Source organism: Pelagicoccus mobilis, assembly GCF_016595505.1.
Lineage (GTDB): Bacteria > Verrucomicrobiota > Verrucomicrobiia > Opitutales > Opitutaceae > Pelagicoccus > Pelagicoccus mobilis.
Window position 1 is genome coordinate 89,354 of the sequence record NZ_JAENIL010000016.1, and the last position, 23,868, is coordinate 113,221.

A 23,868-nucleotide genomic window follows, 5' to 3' on the forward strand; every position below is an offset into this window, starting at 1 on the left:
CGACGCCAGACCTAGCCCGTGCGGGCTGAAAGTCTATCCGCACCCATTTCAAAGCTTCTCGACCGGGAAGCTTTTTTTTTGCGTTACGAACGGACCGTATCCCCGATTTGCCACTCGAGCACTTGTGGCTAGACTAGTGTATGGTATCGCACGGCTCCATCGAATCTCAGATTCAAGCCACCGGACACCGTCTCTTCGACGCGATAGGCCGAAACCGCCCATCCTTCTTCCAAGGTTCACGCATAACCGCACCCCTACTAGACGCCTGCCTCGCGGATCCCGAATTTAAACGCCAGCTCCTCCAGTTCGTCGACGTCTACCCCACCCTCGACGACAAACAAGAGCTCTACCAGCACCTCACGGAGTACTTTCCCAATGGAAACGGCAGCTCCCACCAGCCCGCCCTTCTCGATCTAGCGATTAAGACTGCGGGCCGCTTCGGATCCTTCGGCAAAGGCGTCGCCTCCTTCGCAGTCGAGCAATCCATCAAGACCTTTTCACGGCAGTTCATCCTAGCTGCCACCCCCCAGCAGGCCCTCCCCAAAATCAAACGCCTTAACTCCCAAGGCTACGGAACCATCCTCGACCTGCTTGGAGAAGCCGCCGTCAGCGAATCCGAAACCGCCGCCTACCAGAAACTGTATTTGGAAAGCTTGGACACCCTCGCCAACGATATCCCCCAAAACGCGACGAACTTCGAAAGTGCTCCCACAATACAGATCTCCGTCAAACCGACTTCCCTCTACTCAAGCGCGTCTCCTCTGTCATTCGATCACACCGTCAAAAACATCGTCGAAAAGCTCCTCCCCATCTGCCAGAGAGCCAAGGAGCTCGGAGCCCTCGTCGCCATCGACATGGAGTCGCGTCAGTACAAAAATCTGACGATCGAGATCTTCAAACGCCTTCGTTCCTCCTCCCAACTTGCCGACTGGCCACACCTCTGCCTCGTCTTGCAAGCCTACCTCAAAGAAACCTCCGACGACGTGGACACCCTGCTAGTCTGGGCCAAAGACCAAGGCCAGACTCTCAACATTCGCCTCGTAAAAGGAGCGTATTGGGAATTCGAATGCGCCTACGCCTCCCAGCACAACTGGCCCATTCCCGTCTGGCAAAAAAAGCAGGATACCGACTTCCATTTCGAGCGACTCACCCAAAAGCTCCTGCAAAACCACGAGCACGTCTACTACGCCTGCGCCTCGCACAACATCCGCTCCATCGCCGCCACCATGGAGTGGGCACGCCACTACGAGACGCCACCCGACCGCTACGAGTTCCAAGCCCTCTACGGCATGGCAGAACCAATCCGAGCGTCCCTACTAGAGCAAACAAGCCGCATTCGCCTGTATTGCCCCGTTGGAGACGTCATTCCCGGCATGGCCTACCTCGTTCGCCGCCTCCTCGAAAACACCTCGAACGATTCCTTCCTCCGCCAACGGTTCGCAGACCAACAATCCAGCCAAAGCCTCCTATCGCCCCCACGATCCCCCGTACCCGCCACGCCACCCAAACGCTCGACAGACTTTCAAAACTCCCCTCTTCCCGACTTCACGAAGCCTCAGGTCCGTGACCAGCTCCCGCAAGCGATCGCGCACCTACGGGCCTGCCTAAACTCCGCTCCTGAAACACCGCTACTCATTGGTTCGGAGCAAATCCGAACCTCGGACACGTTCGACTCCCTCAATCCCAACGCTCCCAACGAACGGATCGCCACCGTCAGCATCGCCCAAGAAGAACACATCGCCAAAGCGATCCAGGCAGCAAAAAAGGCAAGCGGCTCCTGGGCCAAACTGAGCTTTGCCCAACGTACCGATCTCCTCAAATCCGCCGCCGCGAAAATGAGCGAGCGCCTTTGGGAACTGTCCGCCCTTCAGGTTCTCGAAACCGGCAAGCAATGGTCCGAAGCCTTGGGCGACGTCGCCGAAGCGATCGACTTTCTCAACTACTACGCACAGCAAGCCCTCCGCTTCGACACACCGAGCGACTGCGGCAAGACCCTTGGCGAATCCAATCAGCTCCACTACCGACCTCGAGGCATCGCGACCGTCATCGCCCCATGGAACTTCCCCCTCGCCATAAGCTGCGGCATGACCGCAGCCGCCCTCGTCACCGGCAACCCCGTCCTCTACAAACCCTCCAGCCAGTCAGCTAGGATTGGATACGAGTTCGTCCGGCTCATGCTCGAAGCTGGATTTCCACCCGGCGCCCTCAACTACCTTCCAGGCTCCGGCCAAATCGTCGGAAATGCCCTCGCCAACCACCCGGAGATTTCCACCATCGCCTTCACCGGTTCTCGGGCAGTCGGGATGCGACTCATCCAGTCCGCCGCCAATCCCCCGCCAGACGCTCGAGAAATCAAACGCGTCATCTGCGAAATGGGAGGCAAAAACGCCATCCTTATCGACTCCGACGCCGACCTCGATGAAGCCATCCCCGCAATCCTATACTCAGCATTTGGATACCAAGGACAGAAGTGCTCCGCCTGCTCACGTCTCATCGTCCTCGAGTCTATCTACTCGCATTTCGTGAAGCGTTTCAAAAGCGCGGTCGCGAAGATCAGAGTCGGTCCCGCCGAAGACCCTCGCAACGACCTTGGAGCCGTTATCGATGCATCCGCTCAACGGAAAATTCTAGAATACATCGAAATCGGAAAAGACGAAGCCTCCCTGCTCTACCAATCGGAAGCTCCAGAGTATGGATACTTCGTACCTTTAACCGTATTCGAAAAAGCGCACCCCAACCACCGACTCGCTCAAGAAGAGATATTCGGCCCAGTCCTCAGCATCGTAAAAGCGCCCGATTTCGAGACAGCGATCAAATACGCAAACGACACACCCTATGCCCTCACGGGAGGACTCTTTAGTCGCAGCCCGCAACACATAGCCTTAGCCCGCGAAAAATTCGACGTCGGCAACCTCTATATCAACCGCGGCATAACCGGAGCCATGGTCGAACGACACCCATTTGGCGGACACAAGTTCTCCGGCCTCGGCACAAAAGCCGGCGGTCCCGACTACCTCCTCCAATTTCTGAATACAAAGTCAATCAGCGAAAACACGATCCGCCATGGCTTTGTCGGTTAATCGGCCAACTCTAAACGGCTCTCCTTCGCATACTGGCTGGGCGATACCCCAAACTTCTTCTTAAAGGCTCGGCTAAAATAGCTTTGGTCCAAGATACCAATAAACTCTAGAATCTTTGAAATAGGCATACTTTCCGAACGCAGCAGCTGAGCCGCTCGCTTCAGCCTCATGCTACGAACGAAGGAGCCCGGTGATTCGTCGGTCAGCGCCTTCAGCTTTTTATAAAGGGCTGTTCGTCCGAGGCCCATTTCACGAGCAAAGCTGTCCAAGTCGAAATCCGGATCGGACATATTCTCTTCCACATACGCAATGGCCTTAGCCAGCCATTCCTGCTCCACCGGCACGATCGAAAGCTCGGTCGGCTCCACGACCAACTGCTCGGAGAAACGCAGCTTCATGGAACGCCGCATCTCGACTAGCTTTTCGATCTGCGCTTGCAAACGGGCCATGTTCAGAGGCTTCGCGAAGTACACGTCAGCCCCCGCCTCCATGCCTTCCACACTGTGCTCCTCAGCACTCTTGGCAGTCAACATGATGATCTGGATATGCGACGTCGCGGGATCCGCCCTCAACTGTTTACACAGCTCGAAGCCGTTCATCTCCGGCATCATCACATCAGTCACCACAAGATCCGGTTCGATCTTAGCAACCATCTCAATACCGATCTTTCCGTTCTCCGCCTCAAACACCTCGTAATCGCGAGAAAGCTCGTCCCGCACGAACCCTCTCAAGTCGTGATTATCCTCGACGAGTAGGATCTTCGCTTTCGAAGTAGCGGACTCCGCTTCACTCTCTTCGAGATCTCCTGTATCCAGTTTTTCAACTTCTTCGTCGTGAGCGTATTCCAAGGGCAAACTCACACGAACACGAGTCCCCGATCCCTTTTCATTTGCGGGACTGATGAATTCAATCTCTCCTCCCCAAACCTTGACTAGGCCACTAACAAGAGCGAGGCCGATTCCGAAACCATCTTGGCTATCGCGTGAAGCTCCAACCCGGTAGAACGGTTTCGAGATCAGTTCGATCTCGTGCTTGGGAATCCCTGGCCCTTGATCCTCTACAACGAGATCCACCTCTTGCAATCCATCGTGTACAGCCGTCTCCACAGAGACCAATACACAAGCGCCATCAGGTGAATACTTGATCGCGTTGGACACCAAATTATCGACAATCTTCTGAAGCTTGTCCGCATCGTACCCGCACACCAGCCGATCTTCACTTGTATCCAAAGATACTGACACGTTTCTCTCTTTTCCGAGCGGAGCTTGCAATTCGACCACTTCCCGCAAAAAGCCAATCAGCTCTCCAGCCGATGGACGGAAACTCGCTTTGCCCAACTCAACCTTCCTGAACTGCAGCAGCTGATCAACCAGCCCCTGCATCTTGCGAGCGCTTCTCATGGCAAGGCCTAGGCGATTTCGCTTCCCTGCATCCTCCTCGTCCCGTTGAAGGCTCTCCAGCGGGCCTAGAATAACCGCGAGCGGATTGCGCAGCTCGTGGGATATGTTGGTGAAGAAATCGAGCTTGAACTCCTCCATCGCCAAGGCCGCTCGCACTCGAGCCTGAAAGAGACGGTAGAGCAAAAACGCTATTAATCCAAAGGTGAATATAACCGCTCCAATAAACCAAGCCTGCCTCCAAATCGGCGGCAATATTCGCACCGAAACTTGGGCAGGAGTCGGATCCACGTTCCAATCCCAATCGCGAGCGCGGACTTCGATCGTATGGTCGCCCGCAGAAATCCCCTCCACCACGACGCTGGAGTCTCGCGAGTAGCCAGACCAGTCTCCATCCCCTAGACGCCAAGAAAACTCGAGCCCACTTGATGGAGTAGCAGACCAAGTATCCCTTCCATTCCAATCAACGACCAAGGGACTTCCTTCTGGCAGTTTAGTCCGTAGCTCTCCTACAAACGTTTCAGGAGGCGACAAATCAGGCTGATACATGTAGCAATTATGCGCTCGCGCGGAACCTTCATCCTTCTGCCCCTCAAGTAGCCAAAGCCGGTAGCTCGTGTTAATCCAGAGCGCTCCATCATTGCCCTCTCGCAGGGTAACCGCTTCGCGGTAAAAGCGTTTGCCAAACGGGAAACTCCAGTCGGTCCAAGTAACTCCGTCATAGCGGCTAATCCCCTCCGAGGTAACTGCCCAGATTCCCTCTAGCGTTTCCCCTTTAAGCAGGTGGATGACTTGGTTGCTCGGAAGCCCGTCATCTGTCGTGTAGAGCACCCATTCTCCATCGATGTATCCACAAACTCCAAATCCCCAAACAGCCATCCAGAGGCCGCCCTTCCCGTCACTGACGATATGGTCGATCCAACGGTCCGGCTGAGCCTCGGCAAGGTCTCCAATAGCTCCACCAAGATCTCGCCCTCCCCAACGGATGTTCCGCCCCCCAAACCACATATCGCCCTCTACGCGTTCCAAACTAACCGCAGGGCGATACGGCACGTCGTCCGTCGATAAGCTCTCAGCAATCCAACGCCCCGCGTCTTTGCGATAGGAAATAGCCCCTCCCGAGCGCCCCCCCAACTGCGCCTTAGTAGACCCGCTGCCAAAGAAGAGTGAGCCATCTTTGAGCTCGTGCGCGGACAGATGACTAAATGCGTGGCTTAGGTTCGAAAACTCCTCACGTATCCAGTCTCCATTCACTCGATACGAAACCGCAGCGCTCCCCTCGTTCGCCCCTGAAACCCAAACCGTCCCATCCCTAGAACAGAGGATTCGATTCGGGCGAGCGATCATCCCGTCCTCAGGCCCATAGGAAACCCAAGGCCCACTACGAGGGCTGGCCACCACGCGCCCATCGTGAGCTAAAAACCACCGAACCCCCTCTTGGTCTTCGCACTGGTAGTTCAACCCTTGATACGTAGCCCAATTGTTTTCCGACAAGTCAACGATGTAGGTTTTTGACTCACGTCCCCCAACGACGAGGCGTTCATCAGACAAGGCATGCAAGATCGGCACCGTGGACGGAAGCCGGCTGTCGAATTGAAAATAGCTCGCTCGCCCTCCGCCCACTTCCGCCAAAACCAGACGGGATCCAAGCCAAGCTCGCCCCGAAGGGAGCACCGCAGCCCTCAAACCGGAGGCATTCACCAGCTCTTCAGCTCCCTTATAGAGTCGCTTCAAATTCCGTGCGGCAACCTTCTTCTCGTAGTCCTCATAATAATACACGACCCCATCCAAACTAGGATCCAAAACCCAGATGCGACCCTGATAATCCATTTGCAGCGTTTTCGCTCTCTCCACCCCATCTGGCTCGAAAAAGTGTCGAAGCTCCAATTCGTCTTCCACCACATCATAGACTCGAACTTCGTAGCTGTTTCCCGAGCTTAACCAAAGCTTGCCCTTCGAATCGATTAGGACTGATTCAACCCAATCAAAGCCTAGGTCGTAGCTTTGAACCTTACCCTCTTTGTAGCGGAGTAGCTTTTTCCAAGCCGCAAACCATATAGTCCCATCTTCAACTGTGCCCATCGCATGGAAGGACCCATAGTTCTTCTTATTTTCATAGAGCGCCTCCCACTCTCCGTTCTCGAGATGCAACAACTTCTTAGGCGTCAGAAACAGAGGTTTCCCCTCGGGCGAAAGATGGAACTCCAACACGGCCGGAGTCCCTTCTGGGTCCGGTAGATCAAAACGCTCCAAAGAGGTCCCATCGTAACGAGCCAAATGCCCACCTCGTGAACCGAACCACAAAACGCCATCGGCCGCCTCCCTAATGAAATCGTAAGGCACCCCCTCCAAAGCTTCCAATTCGGTCCAACGCCATTCCTCCTTCAAGGACGGAGCCTTCTCCACCTCGTAAGTCTCCAGGCTCAACCCGTTCGTCGACAAAAGGTTCGCGAAGGCGCTCACTAGCAAGGCCTTCAGTAACACGCCTAAATTCTTACTCTGTCTAAAACACTCCATTTTTAAGGAACTCACGCACTATAGCGCCTTTTTCAGAAAACGACTAACCTCCGCATAATACGCCTGCAATTGCGAGTCATTCGCTATCGAGCTGCCCCACCAGGTCCCCACGAAGGGCTTATGCACCTTTACCCCCGCCTTCTTCGCCGATTTGAGAAAACGATTCACTTGCGATAGATACTCGTCCCCATTCTTCTCGCTGTAAGCGACGAAGAGAGAGGCCTCCATCGAGTCCATATTCTCGACCGGAGAAAAGCTCAACAAGGTCGCATCATCGAAACGCTTGGTTTTCGCAAAAGGGATCTCCCCCAGCTTTTTGATGCTGCCTGCCTTTCGGTATTCCGATAAATCGTAGATTCCCATATTGCTGACAACCGCCTTGTAACGTTCAGGTCTCTCGCACGCGGCATAGCTCGCCAACCACCCGGAAGCCCCAGTGCCCAGTACCGCGATCTTAGACGTATCCACTTCTTCACGATTCGTTTGGATCCAATCAACCACAGTATCCAAATCTTGAATCGAAGACCTCACATCCGCTTCCGTCTTCCAACCGACCCAGTCTTTTCCAAGCAAGGGGCCAGATCCCTTGAAGTTAACTCTCAGCACCGCGTAGCCTTCAGCAGCCAGAAACTGCCCTTCAGCACTCCAGGAAGCCGTATCCAAACTCCCCCACGGATCAGGACGCAATAAAACGACCAAAGGCGTTTTTCCTTTCGCATCCTTCCGGCGAGCCAACACGCAACTAACCTTACGCTCTCCTGATGCAGAAACTCGGATCACTTCCCGATACGCCGCTCCGCTCCGCTCGACTCGCTTTCCATTAACAAACAATACCCTCACCTTCGGGTTCATCAGATCGATGAAGGTCGTCTGCGTAGGAACATCCGGAAAGCTACGCTCGATTACCAACCTTCCGAAATCAGGACTCCAAGCCAGAATCCTGTTCCCGCTATCCTTGAAGATAGCATCAATCCGCTCCTGCAATTTCTTAAAGATCGTGTGGCTCCATTGCGAACGGGGCTTCACCAGATCAACATGCAAGCCAACCACTTGCTGCAACTCGCCCGAAAACTGCGGCGTCGCGCAGTCCGAGAGAGCGACCTTCCCGTTCTTGCTCACAAGACCGAGTAGCTCGTCCTTCCCCAAACTATAACGATAGATCCCCGGAGGGCTCTTCTGCTCGAAGTATCCACCCACCCAAAGCGTATCCGAATCATAGTCGAATCCATAGATCTTCGCACTCGAGCTCAGCTTCAATTCCCTCCAATCCTCCGCCCCTTTCGGCTTCGCAAACCAAACAACGGGGCCGCCCTTCGTACGGTGCCTCTTTATCAAGCGCAGCTCGCTTTCCTGGTCGCAATAAGCCTCAAACACCGCGCTTTCGCACTCGTATAATATCTCTTTCTTTTTGCCCCCATTTTTAAGTTTTAAGACCCGGCATTCCCCAAACCGTCCCCACGAGGGAAACTCTGTCACAACAATCTCAGAGCTGTTCTCATTCGTATCCACAAGATCATAACGTGAAGAACTCAAAACAGTAGAGACATTCTTTTTGCCCTCCCTCCAAATACTAATCGCATCCGTTCCAGACCGCCAATCGGACAAAATCACGGCCGACTTCTCATCAAGCCACTGAACCTTGCGAGCCCGTTTCGGGCCTCCGCCTCCCTCTCGATCGACTACTTTTACCAGCGAGGGCTCCAACGCTTTTAACGACCATATCCCAACGGACGCATTCGCATAAGCTGGACGTACCAACGCGGCGATCTTCCCTCCCTCAGGAGAAAACGACACCTGACTCATCTTCGGCGTGACTAAATACTCGAGGCTGGAGCCCTTCTTGGCACCAAAAGCACAGACACAAATCGCGAGAAACGTAAACGCGGTAAAAACTGTCTTCTTCATTTTCTTAAGTCTCTCCTAATCAGCGCATCCACTTTTAGGATACTCTACTTCACAAACTCGCTCCTGCAACGCGGCATGGCGGCGAACGCCAGCCCTACAAGTCCACTACAAAAGGTAGCGAAAGAGAACCCAACCGTTGGAGTTCCGCCTTTAGGCGGCAACCGATAAACCCGCTAAAGCGGGAACTCCAACAGTTTCGCCTCAAACAGCAAGCCACTGTTTTTGACTATGATCCTAAGAAAAGAGCCCGCCCATACGGGCGGGCTCTCCAATCAAACGTAAACCCAGTTAGAATCTGAAAGAACTGGTTAAACGGGCAGTAAACGGTGGATCCCAACGTACGGTAGCAGCTGTGCCATCGTAGTTAGCGCGGATCGTAGTGAGACCGTCGTTGCTCAAGTTGTTGAGATTCTTGAGGTGGAGACGGAGATCCCAAGTAACCTTGTCCTCGAAGATCTTGGTACGGTAGCCTGCGTTGAAGTCTACATTCACATTAGACGAGCTCATGTAAGGCTTAGAGACGTCTGGAACGCGGAGAGTCACGTCTTCAGACACATCGTAGTCCATCAACGGATACCCGATCGCGCCCTCGCCACGGTAGCGAACAGCGCCCCCCATAGAGAAGCCCTTGAAACGGCCATCAGTGAAACGGTAGTTCGTTACAACGCTGCCACTCCACTTACGCGTTTCCGCAGTGGTGGAACCTTCCTGGAGCTTCTTGACCCAGTAGTTGTTGATCATGTTCTGGAACCAGTTAGAGAACGGAGCAGAGTGGTCACGAGTATCGGCCGCATCCCAGAGCTTGAAGTCCTTGATCTCGTTGTAGGACTCGAAGAAGTTGTCCAAGATGTGCGTAGTCATCGGAGCGACATCAGAGGAAACGGACTCGATCTTAGCGATGTTCAACGCAACGCGCCACTGGCGAGTCGGGTTGTAGGTGAAGTTCATTTCCATACCCTTAGACGTACGAGACTCGGAATCCTGCAGGTTTGGCAACCAGCCGTGCTTCTGAGCAGTACCGTTCGGACGGAAGGTCAAAACGCCGGCATCGATCTTGGCCTGCTCCCAACCTTCATCAACCGCCCACTGAGTCGCGTCGACGACAGTCACGAGGCGAGATGGATCCCACCAAGTTTGGTTAAGACGCCACTTTGGTAGAGGATTGCCGTTCGCATCAACGTCCAAGACGCCATTGCGGTCAGGGTCGAGCGTATTCAAATCCTGGATCGCCCAGTAGCGTGTGTGCAGAGCCCAACGAACGAGTCCATTGGCGGCGGCACCCATACCAGAGGCAGTCGCGTTTTGTACGCTTGTTTCATACCAGTTGAAACGAGCGACGAACTTGTTGTTGAAATCAATCGTGAAGCCGAAGTCTTCACCTTCTCCGATCGGAGAAGCGAGAGGCTCGTATCCACCGCCTGCGGCGTTGTAGGTGAAGCGAGATGCGTCAGGTACAAAGTTCTCGGAGGAGTTGTAGTGAATACGGAAATCAACGTTTCTTGGAGTCTCGAAGAAGAGGAAGTCCTTTGGCAGGTGGAAAACACCACCGTATCCGAATGAGCCGTCACCAGTCGGACCCTTGTCGATTTCGCTGTAAGCGCCATCACGAGCTTGGAAGTACTCCGGCTCAACCGCGTACTGGCGGTTGCCAGCGAACTCCTCGCTGATGTCCTGATACTCGAGCGGTATACCAAGGCTCCAGTTTTTAACGACGTCCTCGCGGTAGCCCAAGTTAGCAACGAGGTGGTTGTTGAAGAACATAGACTGGAGGTTGACTGCGTGCGACTCGATGATCGTTTCGCGAGCTTGTGCGCCGTTAACAGTCCAGCGTCCTTCGAGCACGCCTGGGTCCCAGTACTCACTTCTGTCACCAAAGTATGGATTCTCTGGATCGTCTTCCGCTGGCTCGTAAACCATGTCGTGGTTACCCGGCTCCAAGTGATTGTTCACGTAGTCGGGATTGGAGATGTGCGTCCAGTTCGCTCCTTCAGCATCAGGTCCCAAGCTCCAGAAAGTAACTGGAAGTGATGGGTTGTCCGCGAGCAGGTTCGCCATGGACGGGTTGATGATGATATCGTTGATGTTGATGTTCGTGTTCGGATTGAACGGGTCGTTGATGTACGACTGCAGAGCTGGGCCGAGGTAGACCATGTTGGCCGCGGCACGGTAGTTGTGCCATGGAGCATCCGAGTCACGGTTGCTGAGATGCCAGCCGATGTTGAAGTCATCAGAGTAAGTCTGCTGCCTCAAGGAAGTGTACTTCCACTTGTCGGTGTGCTCATCGAAGAGACCGGTTAGCGTGTGCTTACCCAACCACTTGAGGAAGCTGTCGCTGTGCTTGTCGGTGAAGTCATATTTCACGAAAGCCGTGGCACGCCAGGTCTCCTTCTCGGACTCGACGAGACGACGAGATGGAGTGGTCACGTAGAGCGGACGACCATAGTTCGGGTTCTCGCGAACCATAGAGATCACGTTGCCATCGGCATCTGTCTGAGCGTATCCATTTTCGTCTACATACGGCAGAGGGATCGTCTTGTTGATGTCGATGAGGAACTCGCCACCCCAACCGTTGAAGTTGTTTTGGGCGTCGTCGTCCTTGGTTTCATGGTCGTAGCCAATCTCGATACCTGCCTGACCATCCCAGAACAATTGCTCGAAGGTGATGTTGTAGGTATTGAAGTCGTGGCTGTAGTAGTCGCTGTTTCCACCAAAGTTCTGCTTGGAGAAATCGAAACCGTCGAGCGAGGTGAAACCTTGAGCAGGGCCACCGCCATTGGTTTCCGCGCCATTGCGCTTGTTGCGCCAGAAGATCATGGAAGGCGAGCCACCTGCAGAGCCGTCGGGCGACCAAAATGGGTCTCCAGGAATACCTTCGTCAGCGTTGCCGTTTTCGTATCCGGCATTCGGAACTTGCGGACGCATGCCGAAAGACGGATCAGCACCATTAGCGCCGTCGTGCACGAACGCGTAACCCCAGATCGACCCGTTGTTGAAGAGCTTCTCTGGAACAGCGCCGAGATTGACGTACTGCGCTTGCTCCTCAGGAGAGAGAGCTTCCCACTGGGCTTGGCTAGGACCTTCTTCGTCGCCGAAGCGCTGCATGTTGTCGAAGAAGTCGATCGGCGTGCGGTACTGGATGAAAGTGTCGAACGCTTGCGTCGGCAGAAGAGTGTCCGGCGCGTTGCCCATGATGTCGCCCTCTTCAATGTGGGCGCGGAGGGTGGTCGACTCGGTCGGCTTGAACTTAGCCGCCACGTAGAAACGGTCAGTGTCGCGGTAAGACGGACGCTGACGGTACTCCATACGATCGTTCAAGGTCGCGAAACGGATAGCGAGCTTGTCGTCGATCAGTACCTTGTTGAAGTCGATGTTGGTACGGAAGCTTGGCGAGTTACCACCGCTGCCGATCTGGAACTCGATCTTTCCCTGGTCGCGCATCTCCGCCTGCACGTAGTTGGAATTGATCAAGCCCGCTGGCTGACCAAGACCGAAGAGGAAGGAGTTCGCGCCGCGGTTGATGTCGATACGGTTCGTGTTGTAGGTATCGATAGGAATGCCTGTTTTATAGTAATTGCGAACCGTGTCCGGAGCGCCAATACCACGAAGACGTGTGTTCGCGTGTGGCTCGGCACGCGTGCCAGCACTGGAAACTTCACCACCGGAACCGCCTTCCGCAGCACCTTCGATGTTACCTTGGGAACCGCCAACTTCACCGCCGGTGGTGTACTGGAGAAACTCCTGAACGTCGTTCGCGCCAACGTCCTCGAGGAACTCCTTGGTCAGAACTTCAACCGAAGTACCGATGTCCTTGAGGTTGGTCGCGAGGCGGCCGCCCGCGAGCGTTTGGGTGGCGCGATAGCCTTCGTCTTGCGATCCATCTACCGTGAACGGAGATAGCTCGAAGATCTCTTCCTCATCGTCCGCACTTTGCGCGACGGCGAGCGGGAGCGCGCTCATAAAGCCCGCGGTCAGCAGCGACCATTTGGATAAGCTGCTGAGATCAATCTGTCTTAGTTTGTGTCTCATTGTTAATGGGTTTGATTGGGTTCAAAACTCCTCTTCACACGGGGCGCATGCCTCGACAAACGGGCCCATCTCCCGGAAGCGCGTCTTCACCGAGCACGTAGCTGCCAAAAGCGGAGTCGCTGCTGGGGATCGGAAAGACAGTGGGCAAAACGGCGTCTGGGTAGACAGTTCCACCACGATGGGGTCGAAGTAACATGAGGTATTAAAAGGAGTTTCTCGCTGCCTCATCTCATCCGACTGCCGCCGGGAGTAGCACGTCCCGACGACAGTTTAACTAGATGGGATAAACGAGATACGTATCTTGCCATTTTTGTCCGATTTTTTGTTAGGACGAGCTGTCGCGTTTTATGACCAACAAATCACAAACCTCCCTTCCAACTAACTAACAACAACCTACAAAGACCACGCCAAACACCCACGATCTCCACTTTTTGCAGACTGCATACAATCAACCCCACACCCACCTGCAGTAACACCCCACTCGATTCATAAAAAAACAGTGAACACAGAGGAAGTATCTGCGCCTTCGAACACAGGGCTGCCGCTCGCGACATTGTTTTGAGGGTACCCGTTGATGACAACGTGCGCTACCTTTGTCATCGATGTTCAGCCTACAAAAAAGCGGCGATCACCGAAGTAATCGCCGCCACGAAAAATGAGAAAGTCCGCGCAATGCGCTCTACTTGAGCGTCACCTTCTTGGCTTTGCTTCCGACTTTCGAGTTCTTGGAAACGAGTTGATCCGGAACATCGGTTCCAGCTTTCACGACAAAAGCCCTTCCCTTCGGCGCACCCGGAGTGAACGATTTTCCACTCGCCCGCACGGTGTAGAGAATTTCGTCCGTCTTGGCATCGACCAACTGGACCACCGGATTCTCCACATCGAAAGTCAACTTGCCCAGCGATCCCCATGAAGGCGGGTTATAGTTGTCGAACTGGGAAATCGTACGCGGCCAACCTTCATATTGCTGAGCAGATGGATCTGTAATGTCCACGTTGCGCGGCCAGCACTCCATGGTGATTTCGCGGGAACTCGTGTTTAAGCGAACGATGCCAAAACCTGCGGACCGGGTGTTGAGAACATTGCCGGCAGGTTCCTTGTCCGGATTCGCGGCCGCAAAATTGGTCACCTTGTTGGAGAAACCATCAAGCGAATCACCGGTGTACTCCGGAGCTCCCGGTTCGCGGTTGAGCCCGGGTTCGAGTGGCTCCCACCAGCGGAGGTAGAGGTTCGCGATCGACGGCACACAAAAGGACCAAATTGCATCGCGGTACTCGTCGATCCCATGCTGGAAGATCGTCGCCAAATGCTGGTCGCCCGCATAGTGGAAAGTGAAGCCTTTGCGGAGAGCCTCCAACGCACGGTTGCGTCCACTCTGAGGCCAACCATTGGAATCCATGTCCGCATGCAGGCGTCCATTCGCGCTGCCGTGAATGTGCGCTCCACCACAGAAAATCGTAGCAGACAAAGCCACCTTCATATCCGCCTCACTCCAATCCTGCGTCCACTCATCGATGAACTTCAACTGTCGTTCGCCCAGCAGTACGGCTCCATCGATATCGACGCTAGCTGGGTCATAGTCCGGATTGAGAATATGGTCAGGGCGAGGTCCCTGCTTCGGAACGCGTCCCGCTGGCCCGGTCTTGAACTTGCGGTCCTCGAGAATGGCGAAGTCCACATTTCCCCAATTAAGATTCGTGAAATAGACGCCAATCCCTTGTCCAATGGTGTGCGGATCGATCGGATCCGGAAGGTGGCTGGTCTGAGCCCGCTCCACTTCCTTCACGTATTCCGCGGGCATCGCGTAACCGCCATCGGACGCGCCTTTCAGCGTGGAAACCTTTCCACTCTCACCCCAGAGGTTTGCCTGCCCGGCATCGTGATCGTCGGGGAGGCAAATCGTTGGGCGATCCTTGATGATCTCTCCGAAATCACGGCCAAATTTCAGCCAAGCGGCATAGTGTTTGAAGTGGTCGTAGACTTGGTCACCCGAGAAGAATAGCACATCCGCGTCCACTGCCTTAACGTTGTCGATGATGTCTTGGCGAGAGATGTCACCACCATGCACCGGATGGATAGAGTTCCCGGTAAAGCCCGCCACCACAACTTCGTCTTTGTCGACTGGGTTCTTCCGGATGATCCCACCGTAGCTCGCTTCTGTTCCGTGCAGGACTCGATACTCGTAGGCTTGGGAGTCGTCCCAATTTTCCACTCGGAACGGAGCTGTCCAACCCGCTTCAATCGCATCCGTCCGGTCGACCTCTACCCACTCTCCACCTTTTTTGACCTCCAGGCGAACCGTCTTAGTCATGTCGCTAGGAATCGGATACAATTGAGCAGTGAGCTTCAGAGTCTTGTCGTGAACCGTGTAGAGTGCGAAGCAGATGATGTCCTGATTCTCCACTTCCGGAATCGTCAGCACTGCCCGCTTCTTGTTCTGAGCCTCAACCGCAGATGCCAGAAGCAGTGCGATGCAGAAGAGGTTAAGGAGTTTGAGTAGCTTCATAAGGTGTTTATTGGGTTGATTGAAAAAACTAAACGGACCTGGCCGTCGTCGGGACTCCAGTGGGAGCAAGCGAAGGCAGCTGAGTTCTATCTTTGGCAGAGACTTCGTCCCTTTGCTTCCAAAGCACAAACAGGTACAGCGGGATCAAACAGTGAGGAGCACGAAGAAGCGCTTCATGCAGAAACTGGTCCGCTCCCCAGTAGTTGAGATCCCATGACATGCCAGCCACTGGTCTCGCCAAAGCTGTCAGGAGCCCCCAGATCGCCGCATAGAGCATCAGCGATCGACGAATCCGAGGGATGAGAATTCCAAGGCAAACGATAATATCAAACAGTCCCGCCATGTGTAGGATCGCTTTAGCAGTGCCATATTCGACCCCCAAGATAACGGTTATCATTCCAAAGAAATTCGGAGGCGTCGGCCACAAACCCAGGGCGTAAGCACCGTGCCCAATGAAAGTCGTAATCGTCGCAGCCATGGCAGCAGCCACCGTCAATCGGTGCCGAACGCCTAACCTGAGAGCGAGCACCAGAACCACGGGCATCAGCATTTGTCCTCCGTGTTCCACAAACATTGGTAGCTGCTGTTGGGCTCCGAGGTATTTGGCATAGCTCAAAATTACCAACAATCCGCCGCCAGCCAGAAGGCCCATCATCTGGAGCTGGGATTGTTTGCGAATCGTTAAGCAGAGAATCGTGCACGCGAGATAAAGCCAACCGATTACCGACAGGCCTTTTTGCACGAAACCATCATTCGCTCCCGTACCCACGAATTCTTCCCAGCTCACCCCTAAATTGGAAGCGAGCTCATACATGCTATCGTGCCAGAGAATCGCTCCGTACGGTCCTTGCCAATAAAGGTGAGCCCAGGTCCAGCCTGCAAAACACAAGAACGCACCTATCCGGAGGATAAGCAGGAGACCTTTATCTAGCTTCGCGTCGTTCACCATCTGACCGGCACCATAATACTCGTAAAGGGATCATTGCGCCTAGACGCGTATGCGTCACGCACATACGCAATCGCGGCAACAAACATACGGTTGAAGCATTTCACCTGAGAGTCGGTTAGGGTCGGCGCTCGCCGCCGCACCGCATCGGTTTGATCAGAGCTCTGCGGTACGGCGACAAGCGCCGACCCTACATGATGATGCAACCTGCCCCACTTCCTACATCCTCTAGTCCGTGGCATCGTGCAGATTTTTCCAATCCTGGTAGGTGGGCCGATGCTCAGCGTCGCGTTCCCCAAAACCCTCGGGCGCAGGCGGACACTCTTCGAGAAGTTTTCGAAGTCTCACAAAGACCTCACGCCTCTCTCCCTCTACCGCCACCTGCGAAAGATCGTTTTTCTCCTCCCAATCTTCACCGGGTCTGAAAAAACCACCATCAGCATAGAGCTTGTACTCAGCAGTGCGGGCAAACTGCCCTGTCTTCTTTTTATACCAATAGGGCTCGTAATGGCAGAACACCCAATCACGTGGGTTGCCCTTCTCTCCTTTCAGCTGAGGAAAGAAGCTTCGCCCATCAATTGGATCGCGCTCGCTCATCGTGTAGCGTGCCGCGTCAGCAAATGTCGGATACATGTCTGTGAAATCGACCAAATCCTTCGAAACGAGTCCCTGTGGCGTATGTCCTTTCCAGTAGGCGACCAGCGGAACGTGCGTCCCCGTTTCTTTCATCATACCCTTTCCGCCCTGTACTTGCTGCCCCTTCCAGCTCGAGGAGAGGCGGCTATGCGTTCCGTTATCCGCGGTGAATAGGATGATCGTATTCTCTGCCACTCCCAACGCTTCCGTTTTGGCAACGATCCGTCCAACCAGTTTATCCATGTAGTTTACCATGGCCTGAAAATTAACTTTCGCCTCCGCGTCGTCTTTGACCTTCGCATTGGCTTTCTGGGTCCGCGGAGAATCGCCAATCGTATCGGGCGTTTTGACGAACGGGTCATGCACGAGAACCATCGGATAATAGACGAAGAAGGGTTCGTCCTGGTTCTCCGCCATGAAGTCGCAGACAAAGTCCGTAAACAAATCAGGGCCATATAAACCTTCGTTTTGCTCAGCCGTAATGAACTCTCCATTACGTTCGATTGGAGGGCTCCAAAACCGCTCCCCCTCGCCTTTTCCCTTCGTCAGCTGCCAAAGACAGTACTCGTCAAAACCTGCCTGATGCGGACGAGAGTTGTCGTCGTAACCTTCCAGGTTGTTGTACAAGCCATTGAGTTGCCACTTCCCTGCGATCGCAGTTTTGTAGCCTGCGTCCTGCATCATGTGAGCAAAGGTTCGGTCCTGCGGGTTCAGGTAACCAAAATGCGTGTAGTTGCGAAAGCTATACTGACCGGTCATGATCTGCACTCGCGACGGCGTACAAATCGGAGTGGAGTAACAGTGCTCGAAACGGATGCCGCTCTCCGCCAATCGATCAATGTTCGGCGTTTCATAATCATCCGCCCCATAACAGCCAAAGGCTTCCCAGCCCACATCGTCCGCCATGATCAAGATCACGTTCGGTTTGGAAGCCGCTGAAACGAGCGCTACAAGGGAAACGAAAACAACAAAGAGGGGTACCTTCATCAGAGGCCATCCTTCAAACGAGAGTCACGAACGCCAAACAAATAACCAGTGCATCGTTTAAAGGTAGGGTTTGGGCGTCGCCCCAAACCTAAAGACGGCAGGTCACCGCCCTGCCCTACAACCAGCAGCAATCGTAGGGCCGTCGCTTGCGACGCGCCGCATATCCAACTCCGACCTTCCAATGTTGCGGCGTGGCGCGAGCGCCAGCCCTTCAAGCCGTCTCCGGCATGAAAGTCGGCATCGAGATTCCCTTCACAGGAGCGACCTCTCCGGTGCTTTGCCCCAAGTGTAGTTCACAGTTCTTCGCCTTCAGACGGTACATCGCTTGCACGATCTCTCCTCGATCCGATGGCACCAGCCAAACCATCGTTTTCCCCTTGCGGACATCCAGCTCGGTTTGGATCAAGGCAATCGCATCCTGATCCGACCGCATGCAACCGGGACCAAGCAGGCTACTCGCAGGGTGACAGATCGACGCGAGAAAACCATCGAGTCTTCCCTCTTCGCCCTCGATCACGCTCATGTGCCAATAGCCCTTTTCGTTGCGAATAAAATACTCGAAGTCAGACCCGCGTCTTAGTCCGGCCACTTCATGTTCGAGTTCGACCATCGCTGGCACATCCTCTAACCGAGCATCGCGAACTCGCTTCGCCTGTGGGCAGTCAATTCGTATCCCTTCTGCGGGTACGTCCAAGATCATATCCTGATAAACAGCAAACGGCTTGAAACCTGCCCGGTTATACAGCGAAAAGGAATCGAGGTTCATCGCGCTCGAAACGAGTCGAACGTCTTTCGATTCCCCGCGGGCAAAGTCGAGAATGTAGGCCAACAATCGCCGAGCAACGCCTCTCCCCGCGAAGTCTGGATGAGCATTCATGATACCGAGCGACACATGCGTTTCGCGCGGATGGTAGAAGCAGGATCCCGCAATCCGACTCGTCTCCTCGTCAACCGCCAGCACGCAACGCCCCGGATCCAGATCCTCGTAGACCTCGCAAAACAAGCGGGTGGCAGCAGGCTCGCCCGTGAAGATATCGTGTCCCCGGTTGGCTTGATACCAAGCGTTGGTGGAATGGAAGATAAGGGCCGAGATCTCGTCCCAGTCTTCTTTCTCCGCGTGCCGAAGCCTAATCGAGTCTTCCATCTATTTTTTAGCGGAGGTCAAAGTCTCTTACCCGGCCCGCCGTGGCGATCGTATCTTCGAGTTCCAACGAGCCATCTGACTTGATTTCGAACACCGACAGTTTCTGTTCACCAGACTCGCTGACCACCAGATGCGTGCTCTTCGGAGACACGTCAATGGCCCACGGAATCTGTCCTACATTGGTTCGCGATCGAAGCGTCAACCTACCATCTTCCCCGATCGAAAACGCGAATACACAATCCTCCAATCCTTCGGGATCACGGTTGGCTACAAATATCCACTGCCCATCGGGCGAGATCGCGATATCAGATGCGTTCACGCTCTTCTCGCTTTTGGAGTATGGAATCTGACGTGGTCTTGATGTAGCGAACTGCAGATCATTCAACTGCCCATCATCGGCGATTTCATAAACGCTGACTCCCAAATGTTGTTCGTTGCTGAAATAGGCAATCGGCAAACTCGGATGGTAGGCGACGTGTCTCGGACCAAATAACGCGGGCGGGTTCGCATTGAAGGGAGTGAGCGGTTTGAGCTCTCCTGACTCATCGTCAAAGGAGAATTGGAAAAGAGCGTTATTCAGCTTCACACAGGGAATGTAGACATATCGATTGTCCAACGTCGGCAGAATGCAGTGGGCCTCCTTGTTGGGCACTTTATCATAAAAGGTCTTCTCTCCAACCAGACCATCATCTCCGATTCGATAGGTCGCCAATTCTCCGCTTCGGTAATTTACGGTGAGGAAGAACCGATCTGTCCTATCAACGCTCGTGTAACCTGAAGGATGAGGCAGCGTCTTAGTGCCCAGCAACTCGATCTCTCCCTTTGGACCAACTTCAACAGTGGCCGCTGCCGTCCCGTCGCCACTACGACCACTGACAATCAGTCTCTCCTTTTTAGAATCAAACGCTGTTCCAGAGGGAGCAAAGGGAAGCCCAACCGCTCCTTCTCGAACGAATGCAGCATTGCCGCCCTCGACCTTCACACGCAAATGAACGAGTTGCTTCTTATCGGATTCCGGAAGAAAAACGAAAAAGTCGTCCTTCGAGAAGGCGTTGAAATTTAGGATCAAGGTACAGAGAAGGCAAATCAGGCTACGAGTCATTCCGCCGAAACTACAGATCCCAAGGCAGTCGACTCAAACCGAAAACGAACTCAGTCGGGAACCTTTGCTCGATTGAAAGGGAGCTCAAACGTATCCTCGTACCCGATACGCTTTCTCATCAACACATAGCGACGCGTTTGCACAAAGAGATCCATCTCGCCCGTGAATCGTGGATCAGACGTCTGCAAACCATAGGTTTTCATCTTTTCAGAGAGGCTCCGGATTTTGACAGCATACTTAGGATCATCCGCCAAGTTCTTCATCTCCCAAGGGTCCGTCGCGAGATCGTAGAATTCCATCGAAGAGGGCTCGACCAAGCGTTCGCTAGGCAGTGGCTTACCACCTTCATCCACATTGCTGTATCGGAAGATCAGAGAATAGCGTCCCTCGCGAATGCTCCGCGACGAGCGTGACTGCGGATCAAACTCCCCATGCCACTCCAGCCCTGTCATCATCCAATTTCGCTCGGGATCAATCTGTCCGGAATCACCGGATAGAAGGATTGGCAACAAACTCTCGCCCGACATGCCTTGTGGTTTCTCAACCCCAGCGAGTTCCAAGAACGTAGGAGCGAAATCCCGAAAATTCACGAAGTCGGTCACCGTCCGACCAGCTTCCATCCGGGACGGCCACATCACTGCCAATGGAATATGCACGCCATAGTCATAGGCAGACGCTTTTGCGAAAAGCTGCCCATCACGAACCACGACCGTTCCATTGTCAGACGTAACAATCAGCAGCGTATTATCCAACTCACCCTTCGCCTCCAATAGGTCGATCATCTTCTGCAGCTGCAAATCGGCATAACAAATCTCGTAGAGAATATTCGCCCGATTGATTCTATTCTCCCGAGTATCTTCCAGCACCGGCGGCATCGGAATGTCGTCGAGCGTCAAACCGTACTCCTTCTCAAGCCGTAGATAGTTTTTCGGATCCATCGGGTCATGAGGTTCCGTGACACCCGCCCAGAAGAAGAAGGGTTGCGCCTCTTTACGGTCTTCCAAAAACCGCTCGAAGTTAGCCACGTAGTCATAGGGCGTAAGATCAGGCAACTGATTCTCGACCTCTATTTCGTTATACTCCCGAACGAAAAGATTGTCATGGCTGTCCTCATTTACCACGCCAGGGCCCCATCCTTTATCGGTGTACCCGACGTGATAACCGGCATCATGTAAGAGGTGCGTGAATACAGGTATCGTTTTCGGCACATACGCCTGAATGAACGCTCCTTGTTCCAATTCCCAAAAATTCCGCCCTGCCAAAACACTCGCTCTCGCTGGAGCGCACGAAGGGGCTGAAGTGTAACCATTGGTGAACAACGCCCCCTGCTCCGCCACCTTGTCAAAGGCAGGCGTCGGCAAAGGCGACCAACCATAAGCGCTCCGTTCCAACCAACTTTCATCATCAGTGATGAACAACAAAATATTCGGCCGTTCGCCCCCCTGGACGCGCAGCAAGGCTCCGCCGAATAAAACGAGCAACAAAGCAATTCTCAACATGATCATTTCAGGTATTTCCTACAGAGAACAAGATGCAGCAAAAGCGTTAGCGGTAAACGAATAGCCTAGTAAACGGTCGACCTATCGCAGCTGGTTTTCAACTCTGACTCGGACCACAACTGAACGAGATTCTGCACGTTTTTTTTAAACCACGGATTTACACAGATCTGATGGAGAGGCTAATTTCAGAAACCACCCTTCCCCTCACATTAAACACCTTCCAGAACATCCACAAAAATCTGTGCAATCTGTGGTCAAAAAAATTAAACTTCCGGGATCAATTCCGGCGGTACATCGAACTTCTTGTCGTCCGCTCCCCCGGCGAAGTTGCTAATGCTATAGCTGTTCGGCTTGGACCAATCGCATTCCACACGACCGTCTCCCAGCAGGATAGTACCGAGCTTTTGACGAAACCAATCCGCGAGCTCACGATACTCCTTTGCATCCGCGACATTGTTCTTTTCCAAGGGATCGACTCGCAGATCGTAGAGAGCCATATCGGCCTTCGGGCGCTCGCAGTCGAGAGCCCACATAATGTCTGAGTTTAGATCTCCCACTCGGGAGTGATCCCACTTGTCACGCGTCCGCATAGAGAATGCAAATTCTTCAGTTCGCATAAAGCCGCGATGTCCACAAATCACGTTCAGCTCGCCGATCGCATATTCGCGCTTGAGCTCCTCATCCGTCAAAACCTCGGCGAGATCGTAGCCATCCAAGTATCCATACTTCGGATCGCTCACATCCTCGCCCGCGGCGGCCAACATGGTCGGAGCAAAGTCGACGAACTCGACAAACTCATCGTGTATCTTACCAGCAGGGTACTTCTCTTTGTCTGAGGAAACGATAATCGCCGCATCCATGATCGACTGCGTCCACGGACCGAACTTCGCCATCATGCCCTGTTCGCCAAGGTGCCAACCATGGTCACCCACCGTGTAAACGATCAGGTACTCTTCCCCTTGCTTCTCGCAATACTCCTTGAAGGCTTCCACCGACTCACCGATCAACGCGTCTCCGTACGCACAAAAAGCGTAGTAATCCTGGATGGCTTGATGCTTTTCCTCTTCGGTCAATTGATCCGTTTTGCACTCGTTATACATGATCACGAGCTGCGGCGGAAAGTTTGATAGCTCATCTGTACTGAACTCGGGGATACGGTATTTTTTCTTTCGGAAAACATCACGAAAAACCTTGGGAGGAATCACCGGCGTGTGCGGCAGCGTAAATCCGAGATTGATGAACAGCGGCTTGCTCGTATCAGCTCCTTTTACCTTTTTGCCCCAAGAGGTCTGGTAGCTTTTGTCCGCGTTTTTCAGATAGTTCTTCATCTCGCGCACGACATGCCCATCGATGGTCTCTCCCGCAGGGTATGGATTTACGCCTCCTAAAATAAGTCCTGTATTCAAACGAGTATACGAACGGAGGATATCAAACTCTTCCTCCACTCGATCTTTGATTGCGAGATCCCGCTCAGGAAGCGGATTGTGGCGATCCTGCTTGTAGTATTCCATCTTCCCGTCCTGCGGGTGGATGATGGTTTCTTTCATGAACTCCGGAGTAAAAATCCCGTGCGGGAAGATGTATTTTCCTCCGCTGGTAAAAATATCGCCTACCCCATTTCGTTGCAGGTCGCTCGCGAAGTTGATCGTGAAGTCATAAAAATCCGCCGGACTATTTTCTTTCTTATTGAGAGAATTCACCGTTCCCCAACCGGTCTTTCCAAACACAGCCGTACCGTAGCCTTTATCTCTCAAGGTCTGCGAAACCATGGGCTTCACGAAGTCTGGCATCTGGTGAGTCGTGCCCCAGCGATACTGTCCGCGGCGGTGCGGATAACGGCCAGACTGCATCGAGCCACGCGATGGCGTGCACATCGGCGAATTGCAAACCGCCTTCGTAAAGAGCACCCCTTCCTTCGCCAAAGCATCTACATTCGGCGACGAAACATAGCCAAGATAGCTTTCGTTCTTTCCGGTAGTCGCTCGATTGTAGCACTCCAGCGAATCCGCCCGTTGGTCATCAGTGATGATCCACAGGATGTTCGGCTGTTTCTCAGCCATTACATTGGCAACCATTCCCCACACGCACGCCAACACGAAAGTAAACCCTAGCTTATTCATACT

General features: G+C 53.7%; 12 protein-coding genes. 1 reads left to right on the plus strand and 11 read right to left on the minus strand.

Annotated features, from left to right (window positions below; genetic code table 11):
* The first annotated feature begins 140 nt into the window (after positions 1–140).
* The gene (locus JIN87_RS10315) at positions 141–3,080 is read left to right on the plus strand and encodes a proline dehydrogenase family protein (protein ID WP_200355480.1); all 2,940 of its coding nucleotides are present in this window, start codon (positions 141–143) and stop codon (positions 3,078–3,080) included.
* On the opposite strand, the gene JIN87_RS10320 is transcribed toward JIN87_RS10315, so the two are convergent.
* The 11 genes from JIN87_RS10320 to JIN87_RS10370 form a co-directional block, all read right to left on the minus strand.
* Positions 3,077–6,994: a hybrid sensor histidine kinase/response regulator transcription factor gene (locus JIN87_RS10320; protein ID WP_200355481.1), complete on the minus strand. Its 3,918-nt coding sequence runs from the start codon at positions 6,992–6,994 to the stop codon at positions 3,077–3,079. The two genes, JIN87_RS10315 and JIN87_RS10320, sit on opposite strands and share 4 nt — an antisense overlap.
* An 18-nt stretch (positions 6,995–7,012) precedes the next feature.
* Complete coding sequence (locus tag JIN87_RS10325; RefSeq protein WP_200355482.1) at positions 7,013–8,899, minus strand: alpha/beta hydrolase family protein; 1,887 nt, start codon at positions 8,897–8,899, stop codon at positions 7,013–7,015.
* 288 nt (positions 8,900–9,187) lie between these two features.
* Positions 9,188–12,925, minus strand: a complete 3,738-nt coding sequence (locus JIN87_RS10330; protein ID WP_200355483.1) for a TonB-dependent receptor plug domain-containing protein — start codon at positions 12,923–12,925, stop codon at positions 9,188–9,190.
* A 34-nt stretch (positions 12,926–12,959) separates the two neighbouring features.
* On the minus strand, positions 12,960–13,121 hold the full coding sequence (locus JIN87_RS10335) for a hypothetical protein (RefSeq protein ID WP_200355484.1): 162 nt from the start codon (positions 13,119–13,121) through the stop codon (positions 12,960–12,962).
* A gap of 483 nt (positions 13,122–13,604) precedes the next feature.
* Complete coding sequence (locus JIN87_RS10340; RefSeq protein WP_200355485.1) at positions 13,605–15,431, minus strand: hypothetical protein; 1,827 nt, start codon at positions 15,429–15,431, stop codon at positions 13,605–13,607.
* 28 nt (positions 15,432–15,459) lie between these two features.
* Complete coding sequence (locus JIN87_RS10345; RefSeq protein ID WP_200355486.1) at positions 15,460–16,380, minus strand: hypothetical protein; 921 nt, start codon at positions 16,378–16,380, stop codon at positions 15,460–15,462.
* Positions 16,381–16,605: 225 nt separating this feature from the next.
* Positions 16,606–18,000 (minus strand): sulfatase family protein, encoded by a 1,395-nt coding sequence (locus JIN87_RS10350; protein WP_200355487.1) that lies wholly within the window; start codon positions 17,998–18,000, stop codon positions 16,606–16,608.
* 211 nt (positions 18,001–18,211) lie between these two features.
* Positions 18,212–19,144 (minus strand): GNAT family N-acetyltransferase, encoded by a 933-nt coding sequence (locus tag JIN87_RS10355; RefSeq protein ID WP_200355488.1) that lies wholly within the window; start codon positions 19,142–19,144, stop codon positions 18,212–18,214.
* Between the two features lie 7 nt (positions 19,145–19,151).
* A complete protein-coding gene (locus tag JIN87_RS10360; RefSeq protein WP_200355489.1) occupies positions 19,152–20,246 on the minus strand; it encodes a lactonase family protein in 1,095 nt (364 codons plus the stop codon).
* 50 nt (positions 20,247–20,296) lie between these two features.
* The gene (locus tag JIN87_RS10365) at positions 20,297–21,751 is read right to left on the minus strand and encodes a sulfatase family protein (protein ID WP_200355490.1); all 1,455 of its coding nucleotides are present in this window, start codon (positions 21,749–21,751) and stop codon (positions 20,297–20,299) included.
* Positions 21,752–22,008: 257 nt separating this feature from the next.
* Positions 22,009–23,865 (minus strand): sulfatase-like hydrolase/transferase, encoded by a 1,857-nt coding sequence (locus tag JIN87_RS10370; RefSeq protein ID WP_234033343.1) that lies wholly within the window; start codon positions 23,863–23,865, stop codon positions 22,009–22,011.
* Between the last annotated feature and the right edge of the window lie 3 nt (positions 23,866–23,868).